This window comes from Devosia sp., from assembly GCF_036676215.1.
Taxonomy (GTDB): domain Bacteria; phylum Pseudomonadota; class Alphaproteobacteria; order Rhizobiales; family Devosiaceae; genus Devosia.
The window spans coordinates 1-11,612 of the sequence record NZ_JAKFDJ010000157.1 but is presented as its reverse complement, the minus strand read 5'-3'; the positions used below and the strand labels follow the sequence as shown (position 1 = coordinate 11,612).

Sequence of the window (11,612 nt, the reverse complement as noted above, 5' to 3'; positions counted from 1 at the left end):
TCCACCGGCGCATCGAGAATGTCGGCCAGGAACTGCATGGTCCAGTCCGAGGCCACCATGCCGCCATCCACCCGCAGCACCGTGTCGCCGCCGCCTTTCCAGTCCTTGCGCATGGCGTCGAGCAGGTCGCGCGTCTGGTAGCAGACCGCCTCCAGTGCCGCCCGCGCGATCTCGGCCGGCCCAGAATTGCGGGTGAGCCCATAGATGGCGCCGCGCGCTTCGGCATCCCACCACGGTGCCCCAAGACCTACGAAAGCCGGCACCATATAGACGTGTTGGCTCGGATCCGCCGTGCGTGCCAGGGGCCCGGTTTCGCTGGCGTGCTTGACCAGTTTGAGCCCGTCGCGGATCCACTGCACCGCCGCGCCGGCGATAAAGATTGAGCCTTCAAGGGCATAGCTCGTCTTGCCGTCCAGGCGATAGGCGATGGTGGTCAATAGCCGGTTCTTGGATCGCACCATGTCGGCCCCGGTATTCAGCAGCGCAAAACAACCCGTGCCATAGGTGGATTTGAGCATGCCAGGCTTGAAGCATGCTTGCCCTATGCTTGCAGCATGCTGGTCTCCTGCCACCCCCAGGATTGGAATTGGCGCGCCGAATAAAGCAGGATCGGTCACCCCGAAATCATCGGCGCAATCCTTGACCACCGGCAACAGCGCCGCTGGCACATCGAACAGCTCAAGCAGTCCCTTGTCCCAGCGGTTCTTCTCGATATCGAACAGCAGCGTCCGGCCCGCATTGGTCGCGTCCGTGGCATGCACCTTGCCCCCGGTCAGCCGCCAGATCAGGAAGCTGTCCACGGTGCCAAAGGCCAGTTCGCCCTTGTCGGCCCGCTTGCGCGCGCCCTTCACATTGTCCAGCAGCCACTTGACCTTGGTGCCGGAAAAATAGGGGTCGAGCAGCAGTCCGGTCTTCCGCGTGACCGTCCTTTCGTGCCCCGCCTTCTTGAGCTTTGCGCAATAGGCTGACGTGCGCCGGTCCTGCCAGACGATGGCGTTGTGGATGGCTTTTCCCGTGGCGCGGTCCCAGATCAGCGTGGTCTCGCGCTGGTTGGTAATGCCGATCGCGGCGATATCCTTGGCCTCGACCTTCGCATCCTTGAGCGCCGTCTTCACTGCCCAGACCACCGAGTCCCAGATGTCCTCCGGGTCATGTTCGACCCAGCCATCCTGCGGGAAGATCTGGGTGAATTCCTTCTGCCCGAGACCGGCGATCGTTCGGTCCTTGCCGAACACGATAGCCCGGCTCGACGTCGTGCCCTGGTCAATCGCCAGAATGTAACCGCTCATGTGTCCCCTCCGGTTCAGCCGCGTTGGGCCAGATAGTCCTCGAGCCTTGCGGCCTCTTGCCCGCTCACCCGCAGCCCCAGCTTGGTGCGTCGCCACAGTATATCTTGTGCCGTCCGCGCCCATTCATTGGCAACCAGGTAATCGACCTCGGCCGCATAGAGATCGGCCCCAAAATGCTGTCCCAGGTCATCGACGGATTTGGCGTCGCCCAGCACCGCCCGCGCCCTGGTGCCGTAAAGCCGCATCAATCGCCGCACCAGCCCCTGAGGCAGACCGGCATAGTCCATGGCCAGTCGGCGCACTTCGGCGTCGAAGGCCAGCGGCTCGAATTCGCCGCCGGGCAGCCGCGACCTCTTGGTCCAGGCTGCACCCTTCTTGCCGAGCACGCCCTCGATCTTTTCCAGCACCGATTCCGCCAGCCGCCGGGAAGTCGTGAGCTTGCCGCCGAAAATGTTGATCGCCGCTCCCGTCGCTGCGTCGCCATCCACCCTCAGCACATAGTCGCGCGTCGCCTCCTGCGCTGCGCTGGCCCCGTCGTCGAAAAGTGGCCTCACGCCCGAATAGGTCCAGTGAATCTGGTCGGCCGTCACCGGCTTGGCAAAATATTCGCTCGCCGCATTCAGCAGATACGCGGTCTCCCCATCGGATATCTTCACGTCCTTGGGGTCGCCTTCATAGTCCTGGTCGGTCGTCCCGATCAGGGTGAAATCGTCCTCATAGGGAATGGCGAAGATGATGCGACCGTCCCCGTTCTGGAAGATGTAGCAGCGGTCATGGTCATAGAGCTTGCGCACCACGATATGGCTGCCTTTGACCAGCCGCACATTATGCGCGCCGTTCTTGCCCATCGCCCCGGTGATGACGTCATCCACCCAGGGCCCCGCCGCATTCACCACGAGCCTTGCCCGCACGGTGCTCCGGCCGGCCTCGCCGTCGAGGTCCACGAGCCAGCCGCCCTTGTCCCGGCGTACGCTCGTTACCTTGGTCCGCACATGGATCGCTGCGCCCTTGTCCGCCGCATCGCGCGCATTGAGCACCACGAAGCGCGCGTCATCCACCCAGCAGTCCGAATATTCGAAGCCCAGCCGATAGCCCGGCTTCAGCGGCTTGCCGGTCTCATGCCGGGTCAGGTCCAGCGTCTTGGTGGGCGGCAACAGACGGCGCCCGCCCATATAGTCGTACATGGCCAATCCCGCCCGCAGCACCATGGCGGGGCGCAGCCCCTTGTGATGCGGCAGGACGAAGCGTAGCGCCCGGATGATATGCGGCGCTTCCGCCCACAGCACTTCGCGTTCCGACAGCGCTTCCTGCACCAGGCGGAATTCATAGTGCTCGAGATAGCGCAGGCCCCCATGCACCAGCTTGGTGGCGGCCGACGAGGTGCCGGAGGCGAGATCGTTCATCTCGGCGAGCGCCACGCTATAGCCACGCCCCACCGCGTCGCGCGCAATGCTGGCGCCATTGATCCCGCCGCCAATGACGAAAATGTCGACGCTGTCGTTGCCGGCCATGCTTGGGTCCTTATCTTGCTGCTTTCGTTTGTATGCGGTTTGATTTCGTTTTGGAAGAGATTGTGTTTCGTTTGTGAGCGTCGGTGATGTGATTAATCTGCCATACAAGATGCGCATTGACCCCGCCGCATCCGGCGGTTAGGCAGGGTGTCTCTCCGGCCACGGAAGCCCCGGCCATGCTCGCCATCCTCACTGTTATCGCACCGGTCTTTGCGCTGATGGCGCTCGGCTACGGCGCCGTGCGGTTCCGTCTCTATCCGGCCGAAGGCATCAAGAGCCTGATCGCTTTCGTGAACAATTTCGCGACGCCGTGCCTGCTGTTCTATTCGCTGGTCACCAGTGATTTCAGCGCCGCCTTCAATCCGGCGATCCTCGGCCCCTTCTATCTGGGTGCCCTCATCTGCTTCGCCATCGGCATCGTCATCGCGCTCAAGCTGTTCCGCAACACGCCCGGCGAGGCGGTTTCGGTTGGTTTTTCCGGCACTTTCACCAATACCGTGTTGATCGGCCTGCCCATCATGAGCCGGGCCTATGGCGCCGAAGCCCTGCCGGTCACGCTGTCCATCATTGGCGTGCATGGCGCTATCCTGCTGACCGTGGGCATGGTCACCATGGAGCTCATGCGCCGCGACGGCGCCCCGTTGGGCAAGACCTTGGTCACCGCTGTCCGGCGTGTCGCTTCCAATCCGCTGATCTGGGGTATTGCCGCCGGCATGATCGGCTATTTCTCCGGGCTGAAGCTGATCGAGCCCGCCGAAGCATTCCTGGTGATGATGAGTTCTGCCGTCGTTCCCGCCGCGCTGTTCGGCATTGGCGGCGCCCTCAACGAATTCAAGCTTTCCGACAACTGGAAGCAGGCGCTTGTCGCCTCGGGCATCAAGCTCATCGTCCACCCCGCCATCGCCTATGTACTGATGATCTGGGTGTTGCGCGTGCCCATGGACATCGCCCGCTACGGCATCCTGCTCGCCGCCATGCCAGCCGGCGTCAATGTCTATGTCTTTGCCACCTACTACAATCGCAGCGTCAGCGTCGCGGCCAATACCATCCTGATCGCCACGATCGCCTCGGCCGTCACCATATCGGGATGGCTCTATATTCTCACCCTATAGGTCGGCGGTGCCTTTGCGGGTTATAGAGTGCCCATGGACGCATTGCTTGGACTGCTGCTGCTCGCCCTGCTGGTCTCGATCGGCATCCTGATCGCTCTGGCCGAAATCGCCTTTGCGGCGGCGCGGGAAATCCGCATTCGCGCCTTGGCAGAACAGGGTGATCAGCGTGCGCTGCGCTTTATCAAGCTGCGCGCCAATGCCGGCAGCGTCATCACCGCGCTGCAGATCAGCACCAATGCCGTCTCCATCCTGGCCGGCATCGTCGGCTCCGAATTCCTCACGCCTTATTTTGCCGTGGTGCTGCGGCGGATTATGCCCATCGAATCCGCCGAGGCCGCCGGCGGCATTTTATCCTTCCTGGTGGTGACTGCGCTCTTCATCCTCTTCGCCGACCTCACCCCCAAGCGTATCGCCATGATGATGCCGGAGCGTGCCGCTTTGTTTGTCGGCGGCTTTCTTGAGATCCAGGTCCGGATGCTCAAACCGTTGGTCTGGATCTTCAGCACCCTGTCCGATTGGCTGATTGCGCTGCTGCGCCTCAAGCCCGACCGCAATGACGAAGTGACCAGCGAGGATTTCCGCATGATCCTTGCCGGTGGCGAAGCCTCGGGCGCGCTCATGAAAAGCGAGCACCAACTGATCAGGAACGTGCTGGCACTCGAATTGCGCAGTGTCACCTCGGTGATGACGGTGCGCGATGACATCGTCTATCTCGACATCAAGGACCCCGCCGAGATCCAGCGCGAAAAGGTGCAGCAGTTTCCGTTCTCGCGCTACCCGCTCTGCGATGGCGGGCTCGACAATGTCATCGGCTGCGTTCGCGCCGAGGATGCCTTGGCCGCAGCCTTCAAGCATTCAAGCTCGGTGGATTTTGGCGAGACGCGCCGCGATGTGCTCTCCGTCCCCGATTCCCTCAATGTGTGGGAAGTCATGGCCGAGTTTCAGGCCCAGAATACCGGCTTCGCCCTGGTAGTCAGCGAATACGCTTATGTGGTGGGTATCGTCACCTTCAAGGACCTGATGGCCGCCCTGGTGCAGGGCCTGGTCAATCCCTTTGAGGAAAAACCCATCCTGCGCCGCGAGGACAATAGCTACCTCATTGATGGCGTCACCCCGCTGGTCGAAGTTGCCCAGGCCCTGGGCATCAAGCATCTGCAGACCGAAGGCCCCTATGAGACCATCGGCGGCTTCATCGTTCACCGCCTGCGCCGCGCCGCCCGCAAGGGCGACCGGGTCGAAGCTGGCGGCTATACGTTCGAAGTGGTCGACGCCGACCGCATGCGCCTCAATCAACTGCTCGTCACCAAGCAGACCAGCAAGCCAACGCCCACGAAGACGGTGAAATAGCCCTCTGCGGCAGTTCCGGCTGGCCGGCCGCTAGTTCTCCACCAGCGCCGCCAATTGCGCCGCCACCGTGCCCCAGCCGTCATAGAAGCCCATATCCCTGTGCATGATCTGGTCGGCACTGTTCTTGTGCATCACCACGGCGCGGTAGGCCGTGCCCAGGTCATGGTCGTCCAGCGTGATGATCGCCGTCATCATCGGCTGCTCGGCCGGCCGCCAGCCGCTGACCAGCGCATTGGTGAAGACGAGGCGCCGGCCCGGATCGATCTCGAGATAGCAGGCGTCCAGATGCGGTCCAAAGGCGCCACCATTCTCGCTCATCAACGTGGTCAATGCCCCACCGGGCCGCACGTCCATGGCCTCCACGCGACACAGCGCCGGCGCCGGTATCCACCACTTGGCAAAACTCGTCGGGTTGGTCCAGGCCGCCCACACCGCAGCACGCGGCGCCTTGATGAGGCGGCTGATTTCAAGATCGCGTTCCGGGTCGATGGTCATGACTTTTGTTCCTTGTCCTGTTCTGCCAGGACGAACTGTTCCAGCCGGTCGGTCCGGCCCTCCCAGATCGACCTTTGCTGGTTGAGCCAATTGTCGATCGCCATCAGTCGCTCCTGCGCAATCTCACAGGTGCGCACCCGACCCGCCTTGCTGGTGCGGATCAGTCCCGCCTCTTCCAGCATGTGGATATGTTTCATAAACGAGGGCAGGGCCATCTCGAACGGCGACGCCAGATCGCCCACGCTGGCCGGGCCGCGCCCCAACCGCCCGATCACCGCCCTTCGGGTCGGATCCGCGAGGGCCTGGAAAATGCCGTTGAGTGCGTCTGAATACTGTTCCATAAGGCTAAGTAACATGGCCTAACACTTAGTGCAACAGCTAAGTGTTAGGTCGTCCTGGCCCAACTAGCGTTCGGGAGCAGCGGATGGTTCCTGGCGGCGTCGCGCTGGCTGGCTGCTATGGAGATAGACGGCGAACGTGTCCCAGGGCGGCGTGATGCTATGCTGCGACAAGAGTCGTTCGACCTCGCCCCGATGAATGGCTGTATGCAGCACGACATGCATGAGTATTTCGGACCGGCTCATATAGCCCTTGTCGCCGTCCGTAAAAACGAAAGGCACGAATTCGGCAAGGTCGCCGCTGGACAAGTGGTGAACATAGTTCAAGTACCACCGGTCCAAAGCCGTAACGCCTTGTCTCAAGCTCTCCAACGACGGCGTTTCGTTAGTGTTATCGACCTTGTGGCTGTGCCCCGTACTCTGCAAATGAGCGGAGAAAATTTCAGCAACCACGAAGGCGTGGTTCAGGATGCGTCGCGCGGTGCTGGCCGCTGGGTCTGGAAGGGGCTCCAATGCCTCCAGTAAATCGCGATTGGCCCAGGCGTGATAGCCATAAAGGTCCAAAAGTGCTGCGCCCATGATCTGTCCTTTCGTCCGCCCGAAATGCGAGTAGAATGCTCACATTCTGCGTCAGGAGGCTGCGTTGTCTACTCGCATTGGCAAGTCAGCCCGGACGATGCGCAAGCAGCCGCGGCAAGCCCGGTCGCGCGTCATGGTTGAGGCTGTCGTAGAGGCCGGCGCTCGCGTTTTGAGTGATCAGGGCTGGGTTGGTTTCACCACCAACAGGGTTGCCGACGTTGCCGGCGTGGCGATCGGATCGCTGTATCAGTATTTCCCCGACAAGCTGTCGTTGGTAGAGGCAGTTCGCAACCGCCATCTGGCCGATTGTCTGGCAGTTTTGCAGCGCTGTGCGTCCTCACGGGCACCGGTGAGACAGTTCGTGGACGTTTTGGTCCAGGAGATGGCTGCCGCTCACAGTACGCATCCCGGACTGCACCGTGTCCTGCTCGACGAGGCACCCGCCAAGCAGGATTACCTCGATCCGGGCAGTGCATACGAGATCGAGTATCTGCAACATTATGCCATGGCTATCGCCGCTTGCCGTCCCGACTGGGACCCGGCCGTTATCCAAAATGCCGCGCTGCTGATCTCCGACGCGGTCGATGGCGTCATCCACAACGCGGCGCGCCGAGCTATGTTGAATGATCCTGCGCTGATGCGCGCGCTGGCCACAATGATCGAGCTCTATCTGTCCCGCGAAGGTTAGCCGTTCGCCGCTATTCCGCCGCTTCCACGCTCACCAGCACATCCTTGACGCCATCGCCTGCCGGCACAATCCGCACCGGCTGCGCGCCTAGCGCGTCCAGCCCTGCCGCCAGCCGCACATGCCGGTCGGTGGGGCACAATTGCAGCAATGGGTCAAAGCCGATCCAGCCCAGCGCCTCATCATAGGCTTCCGCCCAGGCATGGAAGGCGGTCTGGCCGACTTCGGCATCCACCAGATAGCCGGTCACATAGCGCGCCGGGATGTCCAGCGCGCGTGCCGCGCCGATAAAGGCGTGGGCATAGTCGCTGGCCGGGGGCAGGGCTTTGGTCGTGCCGCCCTGGCCCTGGCTCTGCGATTGCACGCCGTCCGCCGCCATCTGCGTCTGGGTTTCCGCCGTTTCGGCCACGCCCAGCATCTCGCCCACCCGCGCCATCAGCGCGTGCAGCACGTCGATCCGGCTGTCCTTGCTGCCGCGGAACTTGCCATAGAGCGTCACCGGCGCCTTGGTCAGCGCCGTCATGCGTTTATAGAGCGCGGGCACCGGCTCGCCGCCGACCCGCCCCAGCACGCCGTGCCGGTCCGTGGTTTCCACCATGCCTTTCACGGTCACCAGCAATTCGCCTTCTGGTCTGCTCTGATTGACCAGATGCGCACCATTGCCGAAGGCGTCGATGAAGCGGCCGGCATTGCCGATCCCCGCCACGTCCAGGCTCCAGCTTTCGATTTTCTGCGTCGGTCCGCTCTGCGGCGTCAACAGCAGTTGCAGCACGGCATGAGCCGAGCCCGCCGACGGCGTGACGCTCATTTGGTGGTAGATGGCAATGCGCATGGACCGTTACTTTTCCGGGGGCTCAATAGAAGTTATAGCTCTCCGACAGGCTGTCGGAGACGCGGTTGTTCCGCGCCATGAACTCGGTCAGGAATTCGTGCAGGCCATGCGCGAAGATCGTGTCCATCGTTGTGCCCTCGACCATCGCCCGCAATTGCTGCGCTGCGTCGTCGCAGACCTGCTTCTTGCCGTAGAATTGGGCCAGCGTCTCCACCTGGCTCTCGATGAACCGAGCGCAGTAGATCAGCGAGCGCGGCATTTCCGGTCGCAGGATCAGGAAATCGGCGATGTTATGAGCCTTGTAGCGGTCGTGATAGACATGCCGGTAGCTGCGATGCGCCGAAGCCGCCCGCAGGATCAGTGTCCATTGCTGGATGTCGAGGTCCCCGCCCACCATCTTGGCACGCGGCAGTAGCACGTAGTATTTCATGTCGAGAATACGCGCCGTATTGTCAGCCCGCTCGACGAAATTGCCCGCCTGCAGAAAGGCGAAGCCGTCGTCCCGCAATATGGTGCCCAGTAGCGCCCCGCGGAATTCGTGGCTGAGATGCCTGACCCATTCCAGCAGTTCCAGTAGCTTCGCCCCGCGCACGTCGCGCGGCCTGATCTGGCTGAATTCCAGCCAGGCGCCGTTGAGCGTTTCCCACATGTCGCTGGTAATGGCGGTGCGCACCGTGCGCGCATTGGTGCGCGCGGCCTGCAGGCAGGTAAACACCGAACTGGGATTGGTCGGGTCGAACATCATGAAGTGGGCGACCGTGTCGACATCGGCCGGCCTGTCCTTCTTGGCGAAGTCCTCGTCCACTTCGGCGGCCTGCATCATCGAGATCAGGTGTTCCGACGAGCCGCCCTCGCGGCGGCTGGTCAGGCTCATGCGGTAGCCCACTTCGAGCAGGCGGGCCATGTTCTCGGCCCGCTCGACGTAACGGCTGAGCCAATAGAGATTCTGTGCAGTGCGTCCGAGCATACTCAATCTTCCAGCACCCACGTATCCTTCGTGCCGCCGCCCTGGCTTGAATTGACCACCAGCGAGCCTTTCTTGAGCGCCACCCGTGTCAACCCGCCGGGCGTGATGCGCACTTCATCGCCCACCAGCACATAGGGCCGCAAATCCACGTGCCGCGGCGCGATGCCGGCATTGACGTAAGTGGGGCAGGTGGACAGCGCCAGCGTCGGCTGCACAATGTAATTGTCCGGTCGTGCCTCGATCTTCTTGCGGAATTCGTTGTGCATGGCCTTGTTCGAAGTCGGCCCCACCATCATGCCGTAGCCGCCCGAGCCGTGCACTTCCTTGACCACCAGGTCGGCGATATTGGCCAGCACCCAGTTGCGCTGCTCCTCGTTGGTGCAGTTATAGGTCGGCACGTTCTGCAGCAGCGCCTTTTCGCCGAGATAGAATTCGACGATTTCCGGCACATAGGTATAGACCGCCTTGTCGTCGGCAATGCCGGTGCCCGGCGCGTTGACCAGAGTGACATTCCCGGCCCGATAGGCGTTGAACAGGCCCGGCACGCCCAGCATCGAATCGGGCCGGAAGGTCAGTGGATCGAGATAGTCATCGTCGATCCTTCGGTAGATCACATCCACCCGCTTGGGCCCGGTCGTGGTCCGCATATAGACCTTGCCGCCATCGACGAAGAGATCGGGTCCTTCGCACAGGGTCGCACCCATCTGGTCGGCCAGGAACGAGTGCTCGAAATAGGCCGAATTATAGATACCTGGCGTCAGCACCACGATATTGGGCGAACTGCCGGCCCCTGCGGGTGAAACGCTTTCCAGCGTCCGCCGGAGGTTTTCCGGATAATTCTCGACTGGCGCGACCCTGCTGCGCTGGAACAGGTCCGGCGCCAGCAGCATCATCGCCTCGCGGTCTTCCAGCATGTAGCTGACACCTGACGGCGTGCGCAGATTGTCTTCCAGCACGTAGAATTCGTCCGCTCCCACCCGCACGATGTCCACGCCGATGATGTGGGCATAGACGCCCTTGGCCGGCTCCAGCCCCATCATCTCGGGACAGAAGGCCGAATTCTGCAGGATCAGCTTTTCCGGAATCCGCCCGGCCTTCAGGATCTCCTGGCGGTGGTAGATGTCGTAGAGGAAGGCGTTGAGCGCCTTGACCCTTTGCTCGATGCCTTTGGCAAGCTTGCGCCACTCCTGCGCCGCGATGATGCGGGGGATGACGTCGAAGGGAATGACCTTCTCGGTGCCTTCCTCGGAGCCATAGACGGCGAAAGTGATGCCGAGCTTGCGGAAGATGGCTTCGGCATCCGACTGCATCAGCGTCAGCGCCTTGTCCGGCTGTTCCTCGAGCCACTGGGCCAGAGCCCGATAAGGTTCACGGACGCTGCCGTCCGCATTGTACATTTCGTCAAACGGCGTTGTGTCGCCCATTATGCTCCGAGTGGTAATACGGCTCGTCCCATCGCCTTCACATTGCTACACATTTGTAGCGTGGCGTCCAGCTTCGAGCCGGCCCGAAGGGCAAAATCGCTCCGAGGAGCGATTTTAGGCGAGAAGGCCATGAGAGCCTTGCTCGAATGGCGGATGCGGGTCGACTTGAATGGTAGAGGGCGTTATCTGTGACCAACCCCGTCCCTGCTGCGAGTTCCCCATGGCCATCGAGATTCTTCAAACCGGCAAGCTCCTCGCCAGTTGCGAAGCCGCTCTGGCCGAGCGCTATAGTGTCCATAAGCTGCATGAACAGGCCGATCCCAAGGGCTGGCTGGCAGTCAACGGTGCCCGCATCCGCGCCCACGCCGGCAGCGGTGTGCAGGCTGACCTGATGGATGCCTTGCCCAATCTCGAAATCATCGCCAGCTTCGGCGTCGGCTACGACAATATCGACACCAAAGCCGCCAAATCCCGCAATATCCGCGTCACCAACACGCCCAACGTGCTCAACGACGCGGTGGCCGAGCTCACCATCGGCCTGATGATCGCGCTGGCTCGCCGCATTCCGCAGGCTGATCAATATGTCCGCCAGGGCAAATGGCCCGCCGGCAGCATGCCGCTCTTTTCAGAACTCACCGGCAAGACCGTGGGCATTCTCGGCCTCGGCCGCATCGGCAAGGAAATCGCCACCCGCGCCCAGGCCATGAAGATGCGCGTGGTCTATTACGGTCGCAAGCGCCAGCCGGCCGAACCGCACATCTACTACGACAGCCTGGTCGAGATGGCCCGCGACAGCGACTGGCTGGTCATCATCGCCCCTGGCGGCAAGGGCACCGAACGGATTGTGTCCCGCCAGGTGCTCGAGGCGCTCGGCCCCAGGGGCATGCTCGTCAACGTCGCCCGCGGCACCCTGGTCGACGAACCGGCCATGCTGGAACTGCTGCAGAATGGTGGCTTGGGGGGGGCCGCACTCGATGTGTTCGAAAAGGAGCCGCAGGTCCCCGCTGGCTTCCTCGCCCTCGACAACGTGGTG

The 11,612-nt window shown here is 62.3% G+C and carries 12 protein-coding genes; 4 read left to right on the top strand and 8 right to left on the bottom strand.

The annotated features are described in order from the left end of the window. Together glpK and glpD are read right to left on the bottom strand one after the other, a co-directional pair. A partial coding sequence (gene glpK, locus V6M52_RS13445; RefSeq protein ID WP_332701382.1) for a glycerol kinase GlpK occupies window positions 1-1,289 on the bottom strand: 1,289 nt, incomplete at its 3' end. Between the two features lie 14 nt (window positions 1,290-1,303). After that, entirely contained in the window at window positions 1,304-2,800 is a 1,497-nt protein-coding gene (gene glpD, locus V6M52_RS13440; RefSeq protein WP_332701381.1) for a glycerol-3-phosphate dehydrogenase, read from the bottom strand. A 176-nt stretch (window positions 2,801-2,976) separates the two neighbouring features. On the opposite strand from glpD, the gene V6M52_RS13435 reads away from it, so the two are divergent. Continuing rightward, window positions 2,977-3,912 carry an AEC family transporter gene (locus V6M52_RS13435; RefSeq protein WP_332701380.1) on the top strand — a complete coding sequence of 312 codons (936 nt, stop codon included), beginning with the start codon at window positions 2,977-2,979 and terminating at the stop codon, window positions 3,910-3,912. 33 nt (window positions 3,913-3,945) lie between these two features. Next, window positions 3,946-5,259 carry a hemolysin family protein gene (locus V6M52_RS13430; protein ID WP_332701379.1) on the top strand — a complete coding sequence of 438 codons (1,314 nt, stop codon included), beginning with the start codon at window positions 3,946-3,948 and terminating at the stop codon, window positions 5,257-5,259. 30 nt (window positions 5,260-5,289) lie between these two features. Here V6M52_RS13430 and V6M52_RS13425 read toward each other — a convergent pair whose 3' ends face one another. The 3 genes from V6M52_RS13425 to V6M52_RS13415 form a co-directional block, all read right to left on the bottom strand. After that, on the bottom strand, window positions 5,290-5,754 hold the full coding sequence (locus V6M52_RS13425) for an SRPBCC family protein (RefSeq protein ID WP_332692671.1): 465 nt from the start codon (window positions 5,752-5,754) through the stop codon (window positions 5,290-5,292). Beyond that, entirely contained in the window at window positions 5,751-6,095 is a 345-nt protein-coding gene (locus V6M52_RS13420) for an ArsR/SmtB family transcription factor (protein WP_332701383.1), read from the bottom strand. The genes V6M52_RS13425 and V6M52_RS13420 overlap by 4 nt, the downstream gene beginning before the upstream one ends. Window positions 6,096-6,158: 63 nt before the next feature. After that, a complete protein-coding gene (locus V6M52_RS13415; RefSeq protein ID WP_332701378.1) occupies window positions 6,159-6,671 on the bottom strand; it encodes a DinB family protein in 513 nt (170 codons plus the stop codon). Window positions 6,672-6,735: 64 nt separating this feature from the next. On the opposite strand from V6M52_RS13415, the gene V6M52_RS13410 reads away from it, so the two are divergent. Next, window positions 6,736-7,359 carry a TetR/AcrR family transcriptional regulator gene (locus V6M52_RS13410; RefSeq protein ID WP_332701377.1) on the top strand — a complete coding sequence of 208 codons (624 nt, stop codon included), beginning with the start codon at window positions 6,736-6,738 and terminating at the stop codon, window positions 7,357-7,359. 10 nt (window positions 7,360-7,369) lie between these two features. On the opposite strand, the gene V6M52_RS13405 is transcribed toward V6M52_RS13410, so the two are convergent. Genes V6M52_RS13405 through V6M52_RS13395 form a run of 3 tightly spaced genes read right to left on the bottom strand, consistent with a single transcriptional unit; the run spans window position 7,370 to window position 10,579 of the window. Next, window positions 7,370-8,188, bottom strand: a complete 819-nt coding sequence (locus V6M52_RS13405) for a transglutaminase family protein (RefSeq protein ID WP_332701376.1) — start codon at window positions 8,186-8,188, stop codon at window positions 7,370-7,372. Window positions 8,189-8,210: 22 nt separating this feature from the next. Further along, window positions 8,211-9,155 carry an alpha-E domain-containing protein gene (locus V6M52_RS13400; RefSeq protein ID WP_332692683.1) on the bottom strand — a complete coding sequence of 315 codons (945 nt, stop codon included), beginning with the start codon at window positions 9,153-9,155 and terminating at the stop codon, window positions 8,211-8,213. Window positions 9,156-9,157: 2 nt separating this feature from the next. Continuing rightward, complete coding sequence (locus V6M52_RS13395; protein ID WP_332692686.1) at window positions 9,158-10,579, bottom strand: circularly permuted type 2 ATP-grasp protein; 1,422 nt, start codon at window positions 10,577-10,579, stop codon at window positions 9,158-9,160. A 220-nt stretch (window positions 10,580-10,799) separates the two neighbouring features. Here V6M52_RS13395 and V6M52_RS13390 point away from each other — a divergent pair. Beyond that, the coding region (locus V6M52_RS13390) for a 2-hydroxyacid dehydrogenase (protein WP_332701375.1) at window positions 10,800-11,612 on the top strand (813 nt) is incomplete at its 3' end.